This window comes from Amycolatopsis arida, assembly GCF_900115565.1.
GTDB classification, from domain to species: Bacteria; Actinomycetota; Actinomycetes; order Mycobacteriales; family Pseudonocardiaceae; genus Yuhushiella; species Yuhushiella arida.
The window spans coordinates 629770-646397 of sequence record NZ_FOWW01000003.1; the positions used below are offsets into that span (position 1 = coordinate 629770).

Genomic DNA, 16628 nt, shown 5'->3' on the forward strand with positions numbered 1-16628 from the left:
AATTTTATTATAGTGAACTAAACTAGCCTGAGGAGTGTTGGCGATGGCCGAGACGACACCGCGCGACGAACTACGCCTGGCACTCGACGTGCCCCGCTGGGCCTGGCGGTGCTACCGCCGGCATCTCCCGCTCATCGCCGGGCTCTCGCTGGTGCCCTCGGTGCAGCGGCTCCTCACCGTCCGCTGGGGCGAGCACCTGCCACATGCCCTGGCACTGGGCTCGGAGATCGTGGTCACCGGCACCCGGCTCGTCCTGCTCCTGCTGCTCTGGCGACTGGCCATGGCCGGCCGGCGGCCCACCTGGGCGAACGCCACCGAGTTCTGGCGGGCGCACTGGCCGAGCCAGCTGATCCAGGCCGGCCTGCTCTCGCTGGCGTTCCTGACCTTCGACGTCGTGGCCGAGCGGCTGGTCGGCGCCCTGCTGCCGGAGCCGGCCCGGCCCACCTACCTGGCCGTGCTGCTCTTCGTGAAGAACCCGACGGTCATCGCCTTCACGTTCGTGTGGTGGATCGGCATCCTCCGCCAGGTGCTCACCCGGGAGGAGCCGGCTACAGCCGCGCCCCGCTCGGCTCCGCGGTCGTGACGCTCACCGTCACCTGGCCGAGCAGTTTCTCCAGCGCCGCCTCGACGTCCTCCTTCCAGGAGATCGCCGAGCGCAACTCCAACCGCAGTCGCGGCCAGCGGGGATGCGGCCGGACGGTCTTGAACCCGACGCTTCGCAGGAACGCCGCCGGCAGCACGCACCGGTGCTCGTCGGACTCGGTCTCCGGCTCGGTGTCGCCGAACGCCTCGATCGCCCGCACCCCGCGCCGGGTCAGGTCCTTGGCCACCGCCTGCACCAGCACCCGGCCGATCCCCCCGCCGCGGAACTCCGGCAGCACGTGGAACGAGGTCAGCAGCACCGCGTCCGCGCTCGGCGGGGACGTGGGGAACGCCGCCGCCCTCGGCACCGCGCTCGGCGGGGCGTACAGCACGAACCCGATCGGCAGGCTCTGGCTGTAGATGATCCGTCCGCACGATCCCCACTCGAGCAGGACGGCCGACACCCAGGCCTCCTTCTCGACCTCGGTCTCGCCGAACTCCTCCGCCTGCACCCGCAGGTGCGGGGCGAGCTCCCAGTACACGCATCGCCGGCAGTGCCGCGGCAGCTGCTCCAGGTTGTCCAGCGTGACGCCCACAACGCGTCGCGACACCCGTCCTCCCCGGCTTGGTTCGATTTGCGCGAGCGTGAACTCGCCCGGCGACCACCCGCGGACAGGCGGGACCGCGACACAGGCGAACGACCCAAGTCGAGGATAGGCCGGTGTGAGAAGCGTCGAAAGAGCGGGAGCCCCTTCGAGGCCCCCGTTACACTCGATGGATCTACCGGCCGGTAGAGCGCCACCCGACAGCCTGCGAAGTGCCCATGACTGCCCCTGGACCGCTCGAACCACGGCCTGGCGCCCCCGCGCACCAGGCCGGCCACTCCAACCTCGACCCGCACCTCGACCGCTACGCCTCCCGCACGGCCGGCATGACGGCGTCCGAGATTCGGGCGTTGTTCGCGGTGGCCAGCCGGCCGGAGGTCGTCTCGCTCGCCGGGGGCATGCCCAACCTGGCCGCGCTGCCGCTGGACTCGCTGTCCACGCAGGTCGCCGAGCTCGTCGCGGAGGACGGCCTGGTCGCGCTGCAGTACGGCTCCGCGCACGGCGTGCCGGTGCTGCGCGAGCAGATCTGCGAGGTGATGGCGCTCGAGGGCATCTCGGCCCACCCGGACGACATCGTGGTGACCGTCGGCTCCCAGATGGGCCTGGACATGGTCACCCGGCTGTTCTGCGACCCCGGTGACGTGGTGATCGCCGAGGGGCCGTCGTACGTGGGCGCGCTCGGCTCGTTCGCCGCATACCAGGCCCAGGTCGTGCACGTCGCCATGGACGACGACGGGCTGGTGCCGGCCACGCTCGACGAGGCGATCATTCGGGTGAAGAGCGAGGGTCGCCGGGTCAAGTTCCTCTACACGATCCCGAACTTCCACAACCCTGCCGGCGTCACCCTCGCCGTGCGGCGGCGGGCGGAGATTCTGGAGATCTGCGCGCGGCACGGGGTGCTCGTGGTCGAGGACAACCCGTACGGTCTGCTCGGCTTCGACGGCCAGACCTACCCGGCGCTGCGCTCGACCGACCCGGACAACGTCGTCTACCTCGGGTCGTTCTCCAAGACGTTCGCCTCCGGGCTCCGCGTCGGCTGGGTCCTCGCGCCGCACGCGGTGCGGGAGAAGCTGGTGCTGGCGGCCGAGTCGGCCACGCTGTGCCCGCCGACGTTCAACCAGCTCGTGGTGTCGCGCTACCTCGCCACGCACGACTGGAAAGGCCAGATCAAGAAGTTCCGGGAGAACTACCGGGAACGCCGCGACGCCATCCTCGGCGCGCTCGAGCAGCACCTGCCGCCCGGCTGCAGCTGGACCCGCCCGGACGGCGGCTTCTACGTCTGGGTCACCGTGCCGGAGGGCATCGACACCAAGGCCATGCTCCCGCGCGCCGTCACCGCCAGGGTCGCCTACGCCTCGGGCACCGGCTTCTACGCCGACGGGCTGGGCAGCCGGCAGATGCGGCTGTCGTACTGCTACCCCACGCCGGAGCGGATCCGCGAGGGGGTGCGCCGGCTCGCCGGTGTGCTGGAGTCCGAAATGGACCTGGTCAGGACCTTCGGTAGCGTGCACCCGCGCGCGGTGTCCGGGCCGCAGTTCCCTTCGCCGGACACCGCCTGACCCACGCCGTCCTCAGTGGACGGTCGACCGTTCGTCGAAGGAGTTGTCGGGGTGACCGAACGTACCGTTGCCGTGCTCGCCGGCGGGCTGTCCCACGAGCGCGACGTGTCCCTGCGCTCAGGTCGCCGGTTGTCCGCGGCACTGCGCGGCGTCGGGCTCACCGTCGAGGAGTGGGACACCGACGCCGAGCTGCTCGGCCGCCTGCGCGACCACCGGCCCGACGCGGCGGTGGTGGCGCTGCACGGCGGCGAGGGCGAGAACGGCTCGGTGCAGACCGTGCTGGAGATGTTGGGCGTGCCCTACGTCGGCACCACGTCGCAAGGCTGCCGGCGGGCGTGGGACAAGCCGACTGCCAAGGCGCTCGTGGCGCAGGCGGACTTCCCCACCCCGGAGTGGGTGGTGCTGCCGCACAGCACGTTCCGTGAGCTCGGCGCGCAGGCGGTGCTGGACGCCATGGTCGACCGGCTCGGCCTCCCGCTGATCCTGAAGCCGGACCAGGGTGGCTCCGCGCTCGGCACGCAGGTGGTGCGGGACGCGGCCGAGCTGCCGGCCGCGATGGTGGGCTGCTTCGCCTACGGCGACACCGTGCTCGCCGAGCGGTTCGTCGAGGGGGTCGAGGTGGCCGTGACGGTCGTCGAGAGGGAGGGCGGCCCCGAGGCACTGCCCGCGGTGGAGATCGTGCCGGAGAGCGGCGTGTACGACTACACCGCCCGGTACACCGCCGGGCTGACCGACTTCTTCACCCCGGCCCGGCTGGACCCGTCCGCGGCGAAGTCGGTCGCGGAGCTCGCCGTCGGCGCCCACCGGGTGCTGGGGCTGCGGGACATCTCCCGGACCGACGCGGTGGTCGCCGCGGACGGGACGGTGTACTTCCTCGAGGTCAACCTGTCGCCCGGACTGACGGAGACGTCGACGGTCCCGATGGCGGTCGAGGCCTCCGGCACGTCGCTCGGCGCGGTGTTCGCCGACCTTGTCGTCCGCGCCCTGCGTCGGGGCAACTAGCCGATCGAGCCGGCGGCGCACGCCGAGCCACCACTACGTCGCGGACTCGGTCCCCGCCCACAGCTGGTCGAGCAGTTCCCGGAACTCCGGGGTGACCGCCGGCCCGAAGTCGTCGACCTCGTACAGCGGCCGGAGCTCCAGCTCGACCTCACCCCCGCCGTCGAGCGTCGGCCACCGCCGAAGCCACTCGATCGCCTCGTCCTCGGACTCGACCTCGATGACCGAGAACCCGGCGATCAGTTCCTTCGTCTCCGTGAACGGACCGTCGAGCACCGTCGGCCTCCCGCGGGAGAACTTGATCCGGATCCCGGCCGAGCTCGGCTTCAACCCCGCGCCGGCCCGCAGCACGCCGGCACGCGCCATCTCCGACTGGTACTCGGTCATGGCGGCGAGAAGCTCGGGCTCGGGCGGTTCGCCGGCCTCGGTCCGCTCGTCGGCCTTCCTCAGGACGATGAAGCGCATACGGCAGCTCTCCTTTCCGGTTGGCGGAGCGGCTCGCGGCCCCGCTACCGTCCCGTCGAACGAGAAGCCGCCATATCGACACGTCGTCCCGAGATCCCCAGCCGACTACCAGTGGTCACCAGGACGGAGCGCGGAGCAATCATCACCGTGACGAAACGGCCCGGTGTGATCACTCCTCGATATTTACTGTCCGATTTGTCTGCTTCGGGTCCATGATCGCCACGATCCGCTCCAGATCGTCGACCGAGCCGAACTCGACCACGATCCGCCCCTTCCGCCGGCCGAGGTCGACCTTCACCCGGGTGTCGAACGTGTCGGAGAGCCGCTCGGCGAGGTCCTGCAACCCCGGCGCCTGGACGGGTTTGCGGGTGGCGGCCTTGGCCTTCGGTTTGGTCTCCCCCTTGCTGAGGGTCACCGCCTCCTCGGTGGCCCGGACGGACAACCCTTCGGCGACGATCCGCGCGGCGAGCTCCTCCTGAGCCTCCGGTGAGTCGAGCGAGAGCAGCGCCCTGGCATGTCCGGCGGACAGCACGCCCGCCGCCACCCGGCGTTGCACGGGAAGCGGGAGCCTCAGCAGCCGGATGGTGTTGGTGATGACCGGCCGACTCCGGCCGATCCTGGCGGCCAGCTCCTCGTGCGTCACCTCGAACTCGTCCAACAGCTGCTGGTAGGCGGCCGCCTCCTCGAGCGGGTTCAGCTGCACCCGGTGGATGTTCTCCAGCAGGGCGTCGCGCAGCATCGCCTCGTCGGCGGTCTGCCGCACGATCGCCGGGATCTCGGTGAGCCCGGCCTGCTGCGCGGCCCGCAACCGCCGCTCGCCCATGACCAGCTCGTACTCGTCGTCGGGCAGCTGCCGGACGACGATCGGCTGCATGAGGCCGAACTCGCGGATCGAGTGCTCCAGCTCGGCGAGCGCCTCCTCGTCGAAGACCTGCCGGGGCTGCCTGGGATTCGGCTTGATGGCGGCGACCGGCACCTCGCGGTAGACCGCGCCGGCCACCTCGCCGCCGTCAGGCTTCACCTCGCCGTTGGCCGCGAACCGCTCCTTGTCCCCGGCCCGCGTCGCCGCTCCCAGCGGGACCTCCGCCTTCGCGACCCCCTCACCGTTCACCGGTCCGGTGGGGATCAACGCCGCCAATCCCCGCCCGAGGCCGCCCCTGCGTTCGCTCATCCTCGGCCCTCCTGGTTCTCCGCCGCACCACGCTCCGCCACCTCACGGGCGGCGTCGAGATAGCTCATCGCGCCCCGGGAGCCCGGGTCGTAGGCCAACACGGTCTGCCCGTAGCCGGGGGCCTCCGACACCTTCACGCTCCGTGGGATCACCGTCTTCAGGACGACCTCACCGAAGTGCCGGCGGACCTCCTGGGTCACCTGGTCGGCGAGCTTGGTCCTGCCGTCGTACATGGTGAGCAGGATGGTCGACACCGACAGCTCGCGGTTGAGGTGTTGCTGGACGAGCTCGATGTTGCTGAGCAGCTGCCCGAGACCCTCCAGCGCGTAGTACTCGCACTGGATGGGGATCAGTACCTCACGCGCCGCCACGAGCGCGTTCACCGTGAGCAGGCCGAGTGACGGCGGGCAGTCGACGAAGACGTAGTCGACGCCGAGCTGGTCGAGGGCGTGATCGGAGAGCGCCTCCTTGAGCCGCGCCTCCCGGGACTGCATGGACACCAGCTCGATCTCCGAGCCGGCGAGGTCGATCGTCGCCGGCACGCAGAGCAGATTGGGGGACTGCTCACTGACCGCCGCGGCATCCACCAGCGACACCTCGCCGAGCAACATCTCGTAGACCGAGGGGGTGCCGGAGCGGTGCTCCACGTTGAGCGCGGTGCTCGCGTTGCCCTGCGGGTCGAGGTCGATGACGAGCGTCTTGAGGCCGTGCAGCGCCAAGCCGGCGGCGAGGTTCACCGCGCTGGTCGTCTTGCCGACCCCGCCCTTCTGATTCGCGACCGTCAGGACGCGGCGACGCCTCGGGCGGGGAAGCTGGTAGTCCGGGTGCAGAACGCGCGCCGCGCGTTCCGCCTCTTCCGCGATCGGTGTCCAGCCCAGGTCGTGGCTCGTGCTCAGCGAGTCCTGCGGGGATGGGAAATTCACCGGGCGCTACGCCTCCTTAGTCGGGGTGTCTCGGTCGCGCGGCAGGCGCGCGGTTTCACGTGGAACATTCATCGCTCCTTCTGCTTGCGGTGCCCCACCCGATGAATCTCGACCACGGTGGTGGGCGTGACGAGAAGGTCCGTCCCGCACCGCAGCACGGTCGGAGTGGAGCCACCGACACGGCGGACGGCGTCCCGATCCCGGGCCACTTCCTCCGCGGCGGTCGCACCCTTCAACGCCAGCAGGACACCAGACGGGCGGAGCAACGGAAGGCACCACATCGCGAGGCGGGCCAGGGGAGCGACGGCACGAGCCGTCACGACGTCCGCTCCCGCGAGGCGGCTCCGAACGGCGCGCTCCTCGGCCCGGCCACGCAGAACGACGACCGAGAGGTCCAGCGTCGCCGCCACCTCGGCCAACCAGTCCACCCGGCGCGCCATCGGCTCCAGGAGAACGATATCGAGGTCGGGGCGAGCAATCGCCAGCGGCACACCGGGAAGGCCGGCGCCGGAGCCCACGTCCACCACGCGCGCGTTCACCGGTACCCGCTCGCTCAGCACGGCCGAGTTCAGCACGTGCCGATCCCACAGCCGGTCGACCTCGCGAGGCCCGATCAGTCCCCGCTCGACGCCGTGCCGGGCGAGCAGGTCGACGTACCGCTCGGCCAGCGGAAGGCGCGCGCCGAACACGGCGCTCGCCGCCGGCGGGGCGGCGGTGTCGACGTCGTCCAAGGCCACCAATCACTCCTCGCGTCTCGGTCGAGGGTCGCGACCGCCGGCCCGAGGCGGCGGTCGCGCGAGTTTCACGTGAAACCGACTGCGTCCGATTGTCCCGGAAGAGCGCCGCAATTCCGGGCGACAGACCGCAAGTGTGGACAACTCCACTGCGTGAGCGGACACCGGGTGCCGGTTTCACGTGAAACGCGCCGGAACGACGAAGCGCGGCCCACCGGAGTTCCGGTAGGCCGCGCTTCCCGTCAACGCGATCCGATCCGCTACGACTGCGGGAACACCACCACGCGCCGCTTCGGGTCCTCGCCCTCGCTCTCGCTGTGCACGCCGTCGATCGACGCCACGGCGTCGTGCACCACCTTGCGCTCGAACGGGCTCATCGGCTGCAGCCGCACCCGCTCACCGGTGGACAGCACCGTCTCCGCCGTCGAGCGCCCGAGCTCCCGCAACTCCTCCCGGCGCGCCGCCCGCCACCCGGCGATGTCGAGCATCAAGCGGCTGCGCGTTCCAGTCTCCTGCTGCACGGCGAGCCGGGTGAGCTCCTGCAGCGCCTCCAGGACGCTACCCCGCGGGCCCACCAGCTTCTCCAGGTCGTCCCCGCCGTCGATGCTGACCACCGCCCGGCCAGCCTCCACGTCCAGGTCGATGTCACCGTCGTAGTCCAGCAGGTCCAGCAGGCGCTCCAGGTAGTCCCCGGCGATGTCGCCCTCCCGGACCAACAGGTCCTCCGAGTCCGTCGCCGACGTCTCGACCTCCTCGTCCGCGCCGGCAGTGTCCGCTGGTTCCGTCACTGCCTCGTCCCGTTCGGCGTCGACCGCCTCGACCGTCTCCGACATGTTTCTCCTCTCCCAGGCCCGGGGGCGTCAGCGACGCTTACGTCCCGGCGCCTTCTTGCCTTGGTTGGTGGAACCGCGCAGGGCGCCCCCGTTCTTCGCCCACGCACCACCACCCTTGGTGCCACTACCGCCCTTGCTCGCGCTGCCGTTCTTCGGCGCGCCGCCGTCACCGGCACGCTGGCCGTTCGGCGCGCCGCCCGGCTTCTTCTGCTGGGCCGACTGACCCGACTGGCCCGACTGCGGCGCGGGCTTCTGACCCGCCTTGGGCTTCTGGCCGGCCTGCGGCTTGCTCGGCTTCTGGCCCGGCTGGGGCTTCTGGCCGGGCTGGGGCTTCTGGCCGGGCTTCGGGCCCAGGGCGGTGCGCTTCTCCATCGCCTCCGCCTTCTTGGCCTCTTCTTCCTTGTCGATCTTGGTGTAGACCAGCCGCTGCTGCATCAGGGTCCAGCCGTTGTTCGCCAGCCAGTAGAGCAGCAGACCGATCGGGAAGAACGCACCGAAGATCAGCACGCCGGCCGGGAAGATCCACAGCGTCAGCTTGTTCATCACCGCGGTCTGCTGCGTCGCGGAGGCCGGGTTCTGGCGGGCGACCGAATGCCGCGCGGTGAAGTGCGTCGCGATGCTGGCGACGATCATCAGCGGAACCGCCACCGGCGCCACGTCCCAGTGCCATCCACTCTGGCCGGTCCCGCCCATCATGGACGCGTGGTGGATGGCGTCACCGAGGTTGACCCCGAAGATCTTCGCGTTGACGTAGGACTCGACGCCTCCGGCGTCGAAGAAGTAGTTCTTGTCCCGACCCGCCTGGAAGTTCCGCAGCACCCAGTTCAGCCCGATGAACACCGGGATCTGCAGCAGCATCGGCAGACAGCTGCCCAGGGGATTGACGCCGTGCTCGCGCTGGAGCTTCTGCATCTCCATCGCCTGGCGCTGCCGGTCGTTGCCGTACTTCTTCTGGATCTTCTTGATCTCGGGTGCGAAGTCCTGCATCTTCTTCATGGACCGCACCTGGTTCACGAACGGCTTGAACATGATGCCGCGGACCGTGAACGTCAGGAAGATGATCCCCAGGATCCAGGAGATCGCGCTGGCCTCGCCGAAGACGAACCCGAAGACCTTGTGCCAACACCAGAGGATGAACGACACAGGGTAGTAGATGAAGTCGAGCACTGAGCTACTCCTCGGTAGATGTACCAGGTCTCTGAGGGCGGTGACGGAAGGAGAACGTCTCCGGCACCGGGTCGCGGCCTGGCGAGGTCCACGGACCGCAGCGCAGCAACCGGCGTAGCGCGAGATACGACCCGCGGGCGGCGCCGAACCTGGTCAGCGCCTGCACCGCATACGTACTGCAGCTGGGGTGGAACCGGCAGCTCGGGGGGAGATAGGGGGAGATGAACCTGCGGTAGAACCGGAGCGGGAGCAGCAGCACCCATGCCACGGGCCCGGGCCGGGCCGCGCCCGGCGGTCCCTGGGTACCGACCCTGCCGTCGGTCGCCTGCTCGTCCTTCACACCGATGGTCCGTTGTCCGTGCCGACGTCGACGCGCCGGGAGTCGTCGGGACCGCCGGCGGAGCGCGCCGGCAGCAGCCCCAGCCGGCGCAGCGCCGCGTCGAGGTCCGCGCCGAGCTCCGCGCTGCTGGCGGTGGCCGCGGCCGGTAAGGCCCGTACTACCAACGCGCTGTCCCGGGTCAGGGTTCCGAGGCGGGCGCGGACCAGGTGCCGGAGCCGGCGAGTCACCCGGTGCCGGACCACCGAGTTGCCCACGGCCTTGCTCACCACGAAACCCGCCTTGGTGTCCGGGGCCGGAAGCGCGTGCAGCACGAGGCGGCGGCGCCCGGCCCGGGCGCCGCCTCGCATCACCGTGCGGAACTCCTCACTCCGCCTCAGGCGAGCGCTGGCGGGAAGCACTCCGCGCCCCGCGGTCGAACGCCAATCAGGCGGAGAGCCGCGCGCGGCCCTTACGGCGGCGGGCGGCGAGGATGGCGCGTCCGGCCCGGGTACGCATCCGCAGCCGGAACCCGTGGGTCCGCGCGCGTCGGCGGTTGTTCGGCTGGTAGGTGCGCTTGCTCACGGCTCAGCTCTCCTGGTCTCGACGTCAACGCCCGTCGCCGGGCGTGTCGTGCGCACGGCACGTCGGTCTGTGGTGTCTCCTACCTGACAGGCGCATCCGGGCACGCGAGCGAGTCGCAATGTTCGCAAGACGTGGGCACGCGAAACGGACCCGCCGTCGGCGGCAGACCTTACGAGGGTACGCACCCGGCCCGGTGACACTGAAACCGGCCCCTGTGTCGCGCAGCGCAACCACCGCCGTCCCCCTCGGAGGACACCTCGGAGCACTCGAATGGCAACACGCCGTATGTCATGGAATCCTTGCCGCGCAGGACGGCTTGTGGCAGGACGCGGGGCTTGTTAGCGTGCCCCTTCTCCGGATACGTGGTGGGTGCCCGCGCCCGGTCGCTCGGCGGGACAGTGGGAGACTCCGGCCGGCGTCCGTCTATCCACAGGTCACGTCAGGGCGTCCGCTCGAACGCCGTACATTAGTGCACAGATGTGGACAACCATGTGGATACCTGCTGCGCGGGTGTCCGGGCGACCTGCCGACCCGACCGTCGACGTCGACGCAGGTGGGTCCGCGGAAGTCGTTGAGGGGAGGGGAGCAGGTGTCCGAGCACCAGATGAACCTGGCCGTCGTCTGGGAGCAGGTCGTCCGCGAGCTCTCGGACGGCACACTGTCCCCGCAGCAGCGCGCGTGGATGCGCGTGACCCGCCCGATCGGTCTGCTCGACGGCACCGCGCTGCTCGCGGCGCCGAGCGACTTCGCGAAGGAGGCGATCGAGCGCGCGCTGCGCGACCCGATCACCGACGCGCTGTCCCGCCGCCTCGGCCGTGCCGTGTCGCTGGCCGTCAAGGTCGACTCCACCGAGGGCGCGGGCACCAGTGGAGCGACCACGACAACTACACCCGGTCGGTACTCGCCGTCCCCCAGCCGAGTGGAAGCCGGCAACGATGGGCGACTCGACCTGCCCGCGCCGCCGCTGCCGGCGAGTGGGGTGTTGGACGGGGAGCGCACCGTGCTGCAGCACAAGGCGCAGCACCCGGCCATGCCGCCGCGGGCCCCGATGCCGGCATCGGGTCCGCCGATGCCCGGCGCCGACACCACCGACGACGGTGAGGAGGAGGTCGACGAGGAGGGCGAGGCGCTGGCCACGGTGCACGAGATCTGGCCGACGTTCTCCGGTCAACCGATCGCCGGCCAGCCCTACACCGCGCCGGCGCAGCCACAGACCTCGAAGACCCGGCTGAACGAGAAGTACACCTTCGACACGTTCGTCATCGGCGCGTCCAACCGGTTCGCCCACGCCGCGGCGGTCGCGGTGGCGGAGGCGCCGTCACGGGCCTACAACCCGCTGTTCATCTGGGGGGAGTCCGGGCTCGGCAAGACGCACCTGCTGCACGCCGTCGGCCACTACGCCCAGCGGTTGTTCCCCGGGATGCGCGTCCGGTACGTGTCGACCGAGGAGTTCACCAACGACTTCATCAACTCGCTGCGCGACGACCGGAAGGTCGCGTTCCAGCGGCGCTACCGCGACATCGACATCCTGCTGGTCGACGACATCCAGTTCCTGGAGGGCAAGGAAGGGACCCAGGAGGAGTTCTTCCACACCTTCAACACGTTGCACAACGCGAACAAGCAGATCGTGGTGTCCTCCGACCGCCCGCCGAAGCGGTTGGAGACGCTGGAGGACCGGCTGCGCACGCGGTTCGAGTGGGGGTTGATCACCGACATCCAGCCGCCGGAGCTGGAGACCCGCATCGCGATCCTGCGGAAGAAGGCCGCACAGGACCGGCTCGCCGTGCCCGGTGAGGTGCTGGAGTTCATCGCGGCGCGGATCGAGGCGAACATCCGGGAGCTCGAGGGCGCGCTGATCCGGGTGACGGCGTTCGCGTCGCTGAACCAGCAGCCGGTGGACGTCGGGCTCGCCGAGATCGTGCTGCGCGACCTGATCCCCGACTCGCAGGCGCCGGAGATCAGCGCGCCGACGATCATGGGCGTCACCGCCGAGTTCTTCGACGTGACGATGGAGGACCTGTGCGGACCGGGCAAGACGAAGGCGTTGGCCACCGCCCGGCAGATCGCGATGTACCTGTGCCGCGAGCTCACCGACATGTCACTGCCGCGGATCGGCCAGACCTTCGGCGGCCGCGACCACACCACGGTCATGCACGCGGACAAGAAGATCCGCAAGGAGATGGCCGAGCGGCGCCGCATCTACGACCAGGTGCAGGAGCTGACCTCCCGGATCAAGCAGCGCGCCCGCCAGTAGCGCCGTTCGAGGCGTGCCGTTCAGTGCTCGCCTCACGCGCGGAGTAACAGGTCGGGCTGAGCCGTCCAGGGCGATGTTGTCCAGCCTCACCGGCACCCTCGGCACTCGATGTCCGGCGCGATCGCCCGCCCCAGCGAGTGAGTGCCGACGCCCGAGCCGGGCTCACCTCTCTTCTCCTTATCTATGTGAGTGCCGTCTCGAGCGGTGCCACCGTCGCCGCGTGTGCCCTTGCCTGGTGCGTTCGAAGCCCCGCCGGCACGCCCACTCGGCATCGAGCGAAGGCCGGAAGTGCCGGTCTGGCAAGGAAAACGCGCCGCGCGCCGCAGAGATCCGCGCCACGTTCGGCGTTTCGGCTCGCCCACCCGTCGCCCACCCACCGCCCAAACGGAGACGCTTCGCGTCGCCGTGTCCCTCCGCAGAGGGAATCCCAGGCGCCACAAGCCCGTGGACGCCCTGGGTACAGGTCGACCCACAGCTGGGGACAGACGTGTGGACAGCCGTGGAGAAGTGTGGACGGCCTGTGGGTCGCCAGAAGTTCTCCACGGGGGCGGTCAGCTGTCCACCGAACCGCCACCACCGGTGTCCACAGCCGGCCGCCCGCTCGGAGCAGCGCGGACGCCACCTGTCCACACAACCCACAGCCCTTACTACTGTCACTGGAAAGCTCTTCTTCGAAGAAGAAAAAAGAAAAACAGCGGGGACGCGAGGTTGGGGACACGTGAACGCCGAGCGGACAGAAGCCGACAAGTCGATCGCGAGGCCCGGATGACGGGCTGGCGGGTCACGCTCTAACGTGGAAGTCCACACACCGGGGCCGCCGCCGGCGGCGCCGTCGCGGTCGGGGCCCGTCCGCCTCACCGCCCACGGCCGCCCGACCACGGGCCCGGCCGTTTGTCGATCTTTCGAGCCCAACGGCTCGGCCGTCGAAAGGATGGGCACATGAAGATCCGCGTCGAGCGGGACGGGCTTGCCGACGCCGTGGCCTGGGTCGCTCGCAGCCTGCCGTCCAGGCCGCCGGTGCCCGTGCTCGGCGGCGTGCTGCTCGACGCCGGGGACGACGGTGACGGCGACGCGCTCACCGTGTCGGGATTCGACTACGAGGTCTCCGCCACCGTCGGCGTCCCGGCCACGATCGCCGACGGCGGCCGCACCCTCGTCTCCGGCCGGCTGCTGGCCGACATCACCAAGGCGCTGCCCGCCCAGCCGGTGGAGATCGCCGTCGACGGCGCCCGCGCCACGATCACCTGCGGCAGTGCCCGGTTCAGCCTCCCGACCATGCCGGTGGAGGACTACCCGCAGCTGCCGGCCCAACCCGCGCTCGCCGGCGAGGTGGCCGGCGAGGCCTTCGGCCAGGCGGTGACCCAGGTCGCCGTCGCCGCCGGCCGCGACGACACGCTGCCCATGCTCACCGGCATGCGCCTGGAGATCTCCGGCGACACGCTCACCCTCGTCGCCACCGACCGCTTCCGGCTCGCCATGCGCGAGTTCACCTGGCAGCCCGCCGAGAACCTCACCGACGCCGCGGTGCTGGTGCCCGCCCGCACCCTCGCCGACGCGGCGAAGTCGCTCGGCACCAGCGGGTCCACCGTGCGGGTCGCGCTGGCCAGCGGCGAGGGCCTGCTCGGCCTGTCCGGCTCCGGCCGGTACACCACCACCCGGCTGCTCGACGCCGAGTTCCCGCCCTATCGCCAGCTGCTGCCCGCGCAGCACACCTCGCGCGCGGTCCTGGACGTGTCGGCGCTCACCGAGTCGATCAAGCGCGTTTCGCTGGTGGCCGAGCGGGGCACGCAGGTGCGGCTGGAGTTCGGCGACGCCTCGCTGCGGCTCTCCGCCGGCGGCGACGACGAGGGCAGCGCCGAGGAGGAGCTGCCGGTGGACTACGAGGGCGAGCCGGTCACGATCGCGTTCAACCCCGGGTACCTCGTCGACGGGCTGGGCGCGCTGCACTCCGACCGCGCCGAGCTCACCTTCACCACGCCGAACCGCCCGGCGCTGATCAAGCCGGCGGACGCCGAGGGACAGGTCGTGCCCGGGTACCTCTACCTGCTGATGCCGGTGCGCCTGCCGGGCTGACCCCGGCATCGCTCCGGACAAGGACGCCGAACACACCGGTCGGCCGCGGTCAGACCGACCAACAGAGGCCAATCGACACAGGGGAGTCTTGATGGTGCAGCTGGGACTTGTCGGCCTCGGCAAGATGGGGTTCAACATGCGCGAGCGGCTGCGCGCCGCCGGGCACGAGGTGGTCGGCTACGACCGCAACCCCGAGGTGAGCGACACCGGATCGTTGGCCGAGCTGGTGGACCGGCTGGATTCGCCGCGGATCGTGTGGGTCATGGTGCCGGCCGGCGAGCCCACCCGGCAGACGGTCGTCGAGTTCAGCGAGCTGCTGCGCGAGGGCGACCTGCTCATCGACGGTGGCAACTCCAAGTTCACCGACGACAAGATCAACGCGGAGCTGCTCGCCGCCAAGGGGATCGGCTACCTCGACGTCGGTGTGTCCGGCGGGGTGTGGGGCCGGGAGAACGGCTACGGTCTGATGGTCGGCGGCGCCGAGTCCGACGTCGCCAGGGCCATGCCGATCTTCGACGCGCTCCGCCCGGAGGGGCCGCGGGAGGAGGGCTTCTCGCACGCCGGCTCGGTGGGCGCGGGGCACTACGCGAAGATGGTGCACAACGGCATCGAGTACGGCCTGATGCAGGCCTACGCCGAAGGGTTCGAGCTGCTCGAGGCCGCGAAGATGGTCGACAACGTGCCCCAGGTGATCAAGGGCTGGCAGCGCGGCACCGTGGTCCGCTCGTGGCTGCTCGAGCTCCTGGTGCGCGCGCTCGACGAGGACCCCGAGCTGGACGACCTCGAGGGTTACGTCGAGGACTCCGGCGAGGGCCGGTGGACCCTCGAGGAGGCGATCAACAACTCGGTGCCGGCGCCGGTCATCTCCGCCGCGCTGTTCGCCCGGTTCGCCTCCCGGCAGGAGGACTCCGCGGCGATGCGCGCGGTCGCCGCGCTGCGCAACCAGTTCGGCGGCCACGCCGTGCGGAAGGTCGGCGAGTAGTTGGCGGTGCTGGCCACGTGCCACCGGTGCGGCCGGTGAGCCATGTACCTACGGCATCTGCAGGTCACCGACTTCCGCTCGTGGGAGCTGCTCGACCTGCCGCTGACGCCCGGCCCGACCGTCATGGTGGGGCCGAACGGCCGCGGCAAGACGAATTTGCTCGAGGCGATCGGCTACCTGTCCACGCTCGGGTCGCACCGGGTGGCCACCGACACCCCGCTGGTCCGGCACGGCTGTGATCGGGCACTGGTGCGCGCCGCGGTGGTCAACGAGGGGCGGGAGCTCACCGTCGAGCTGGAGATCGCGCCGGGCCGGGCCAACCGGGCGAGGGTCAACCGTGGCGCGGTCGGCCGGCCGCGGGACGTGCTCGGCATCCTGCGCACCGTGCTGTTCGCGCCGGAGGACCTGGCGCTGGTGCGCGGCGACCCCGGCGAGCGGCGGCGGTTCCTCGACGAGCTGCTGGTGCAGCGGGCGCCGCGGTTCGCCGGGGTGCGGACCGACTACGAGAAGGTGCTCCGGCAGCGCAACGCCCTGCTGAAGACCGCGGGCAAACGGCGTGGCGGCCGCGACGACCCGTACGCGCTGTCCACACTGGACGTGTGGGACAACCACCTCGCCGCCGCCGGCGCGCAGCTGCTCGTCGGCCGGCTGGACCTGGTCGCCGACCTCGGTCCGCACACCGCCGCGGCCTATGCCGGCGTCGCTCCGGACTCCGTGCCGGCCACGATCGGCTACCGTTCCAGCCTCGGCGCGGCGCTCCCCGCGGAGTACGGGGTGGCCGGCGGCGAGCGGGCCGACGTCGACCGGCTCGCGGAGATCCTCCGCACCGCGCTCGGCGCGTCGCGCGAGGCGGACCTGGAGCGCGGGGTGAGCCTGGTGGGACCACATCGGGACGAGTTGGAGCTGACGCTCGGCGAGGCGCCGGCGAAGGGTTACGCCAGCCACGGCGAGTCGTGGTCGTTCGCGCTCGCCCTGCGGCTGGGATCCTACGAGCTGTTGCGGGCCGAGTCCGGGGAGCCGGTGCTGCTGCTCGACGACGTGTTCGCCGAGCTGGACAAGCGGCGAAGGGCGCGGCTGGCCGAGGTCGCTGCCGGCGCCGAGCAGGTGCTGGTGACGGCGGCGGTGGACGAGGACGTACCGACCGAGCTCGACGGGGTGCGCTACCAGGTGTCGGCGGAAGGGGTGCGACGTGGCTGACCGGCCGGGATCGAGAAGGGCACGGGGGGTGACCGCGCGCACACCCAGTTCTCACCAATCTGGGGACAACCCTGTGGATAGTGTGGATAACACGGTGAAAGAGTTATCGCCGCGGGTAACCACGGGGCCAAAAGAGGGTGTTCGTTCGCCTCGGCAGCGTAATCGCCAGCCCGAGGAACCCCA

At 70.7% G+C, this 16628-nt stretch carries 17 protein-coding genes; 7 read left to right on the forward strand and 10 right to left on the reverse strand.

What is annotated here, in order from left to right; genetic code table 11:
• The first annotated feature begins 43 nt into the window (after nt 1-43).
• Nucleotides 44-583, forward strand: coding sequence for a hypothetical protein (locus BM051_RS12455; RefSeq protein WP_092530227.1), 540 nt, complete (start codon nt 44-46; stop codon nt 581-583).
• Here BM051_RS12455 and BM051_RS12460 read toward each other — a convergent pair.
• Complete coding sequence (locus tag BM051_RS12460; RefSeq protein WP_092530228.1) at nt 549-1193, reverse strand: GNAT family N-acetyltransferase; 645 nt, start codon at nt 1191-1193, stop codon at nt 549-551. The two genes, BM051_RS12455 and BM051_RS12460, sit on opposite strands and share 35 nt — an antisense overlap.
• Nucleotides 1194-1405: 212 nt before the next feature.
• On the opposite strand from BM051_RS12460, the gene BM051_RS12465 reads away from it, so the two are divergent.
• Together BM051_RS12465 and BM051_RS12470 are read left to right on the forward strand one after the other, a co-directional pair.
• Nucleotides 1406-2746 (forward strand): aminotransferase-like domain-containing protein, encoded by a 1341-nt coding sequence (locus tag BM051_RS12465; protein WP_092530229.1) that lies wholly within the window; start codon nt 1406-1408, stop codon nt 2744-2746.
• A gap of 51 nt (nt 2747-2797) precedes the next feature.
• The gene (locus tag BM051_RS12470) at nt 2798-3748 is read left to right on the forward strand and encodes a D-alanine--D-alanine ligase family protein (RefSeq protein ID WP_092530230.1); all 951 of its coding nucleotides are present in this window, start codon (nt 2798-2800) and stop codon (nt 3746-3748) included.
• Between the two features lie 33 nt (nt 3749-3781).
• Here BM051_RS12470 and BM051_RS12475 read toward each other — a convergent pair whose 3' ends face one another.
• The 9 genes from BM051_RS12475 to rpmH form a co-directional block, all read right to left on the reverse strand.
• Nucleotides 3782-4210 (reverse strand): YciI family protein, encoded by a 429-nt coding sequence (locus tag BM051_RS12475; protein WP_092530231.1) that lies wholly within the window; start codon nt 4208-4210, stop codon nt 3782-3784.
• 169 nt (nt 4211-4379) lie between these two features.
• Nucleotides 4380-5381, reverse strand: a complete 1002-nt coding sequence (locus BM051_RS12480; protein ID WP_092530232.1) for a ParB/RepB/Spo0J family partition protein — start codon at nt 5379-5381, stop codon at nt 4380-4382.
• Complete coding sequence (locus tag BM051_RS12485) at nt 5378-6304, reverse strand: ParA family protein (RefSeq protein ID WP_092530233.1); 927 nt, start codon at nt 6302-6304, stop codon at nt 5378-5380. The genes BM051_RS12480 and BM051_RS12485 overlap by 4 nt, the downstream gene beginning before the upstream one ends.
• Before the next feature lie 68 nt (nt 6305-6372).
• Nucleotides 6373-7041, reverse strand: a complete 669-nt coding sequence (rsmG, locus tag BM051_RS12490; RefSeq protein WP_092530234.1) for a 16S rRNA (guanine(527)-N(7))-methyltransferase RsmG — start codon at nt 7039-7041, stop codon at nt 6373-6375.
• Between the two features lie 257 nt (nt 7042-7298).
• Nucleotides 7299-7871 carry a Jag family protein gene (locus tag BM051_RS12495; RefSeq protein ID WP_092530235.1) on the reverse strand — a complete coding sequence of 191 codons (573 nt, stop codon included), beginning with the start codon at nt 7869-7871 and terminating at the stop codon, nt 7299-7301.
• 27 nt (nt 7872-7898) lie between these two features.
• On the reverse strand, nt 7899-9038 hold the full coding sequence (gene yidC / locus BM051_RS12500; RefSeq protein WP_092530236.1) for a membrane protein insertase YidC: 1140 nt from the start codon (nt 9036-9038) through the stop codon (nt 7899-7901).
• Nucleotides 9039-9042: 4 nt separating this feature from the next.
• Nucleotides 9043-9378: a membrane protein insertion efficiency factor YidD gene (gene yidD / locus BM051_RS12505; protein WP_092530237.1), complete on the reverse strand. Its 336-nt coding sequence runs from the start codon at nt 9376-9378 to the stop codon at nt 9043-9045.
• Nucleotides 9375-9776, reverse strand: a complete 402-nt coding sequence (gene rnpA, locus BM051_RS12510; protein ID WP_092530238.1) for a ribonuclease P protein component — start codon at nt 9774-9776, stop codon at nt 9375-9377. The genes yidD and rnpA overlap by 4 nt, the downstream gene beginning before the upstream one ends.
• A 25-nt stretch (nt 9777-9801) precedes the next feature.
• Nucleotides 9802-9939 (reverse strand): 50S ribosomal protein L34, encoded by a 138-nt coding sequence (gene rpmH / locus BM051_RS12515; protein WP_092530239.1) that lies wholly within the window; start codon nt 9937-9939, stop codon nt 9802-9804.
• Between the two features lie 589 nt (nt 9940-10528).
• Between rpmH and dnaA the strand changes: the two genes are divergently transcribed.
• The 4 genes from dnaA to recF all read left to right on the forward strand — a co-directional run bounded on the left by dnaA (nt 10529) and on the right by recF (nt 16445).
• Nucleotides 10529-12193, forward strand: a complete 1665-nt coding sequence (gene dnaA, locus BM051_RS12520) for a chromosomal replication initiator protein DnaA (protein ID WP_092530240.1) — start codon at nt 10529-10531, stop codon at nt 12191-12193.
• Nucleotides 12194-13132: 939 nt separating this feature from the next.
• Complete coding sequence (gene dnaN, locus BM051_RS12525; protein WP_092530241.1) at nt 13133-14266, forward strand: DNA polymerase III subunit beta; 1134 nt, start codon at nt 13133-13135, stop codon at nt 14264-14266.
• Between the two features lie 91 nt (nt 14267-14357).
• Nucleotides 14358-15248: a phosphogluconate dehydrogenase (NAD(+)-dependent, decarboxylating) gene (gene gnd, locus BM051_RS12530; protein WP_092530242.1), complete on the forward strand. Its 891-nt coding sequence runs from the start codon at nt 14358-14360 to the stop codon at nt 15246-15248.
• Nucleotides 15249-15290: 42 nt separating this feature from the next.
• Nucleotides 15291-16445 carry a DNA replication/repair protein RecF gene (gene recF, locus BM051_RS12535; protein WP_092530243.1) on the forward strand — a complete coding sequence of 385 codons (1155 nt, stop codon included), beginning with the start codon at nt 15291-15293 and terminating at the stop codon, nt 16443-16445.
• The last annotated feature ends 183 nt before the right edge of the window (nt 16446-16628 follow it).

Excerpts from the sequence above, each read along its gene's own strand:
- BM051_RS12455 (WP_092530227.1), top strand. The coding sequence starts at position 44 with ATGGCCGAGACGACACCGCGCGACGAACTACGCCTGGCACTCGACGTG.
- BM051_RS12465 (WP_092530229.1), top strand. The coding sequence starts at position 1,406 with ATGACTGCCCCTGGACCGCTCGAACCACGGCCTGGCGCCCCCGCGCAC.
- BM051_RS12475 (WP_092530231.1), bottom strand. The coding sequence starts at position 4,210 with ATGCGCTTCATCGTCCTGAGGAAGGCCGACGAGCGGACCGAGGCCGGC.
- BM051_RS12480 (WP_092530232.1), bottom strand. The coding sequence starts at position 5,381 with ATGAGCGAACGCAGGGGCGGCCTCGGGCGGGGATTGGCGGCGTTGATC.
- BM051_RS12495 (WP_092530235.1), bottom strand. The coding sequence starts at position 7,871 with ATGTCGGAGACGGTCGAGGCGGTCGACGCCGAACGGGACGAGGCAGTG.
- dnaN (WP_092530241.1), top strand. The coding sequence starts at position 13,133 with ATGAAGATCCGCGTCGAGCGGGACGGGCTTGCCGACGCCGTGGCCTGG.
- gnd (WP_092530242.1), top strand. The coding sequence starts at position 14,358 with ATGGTGCAGCTGGGACTTGTCGGCCTCGGCAAGATGGGGTTCAACATG.
- recF (WP_092530243.1), top strand. The coding sequence starts at position 15,291 with ATGTACCTACGGCATCTGCAGGTCACCGACTTCCGCTCGTGGGAGCTG.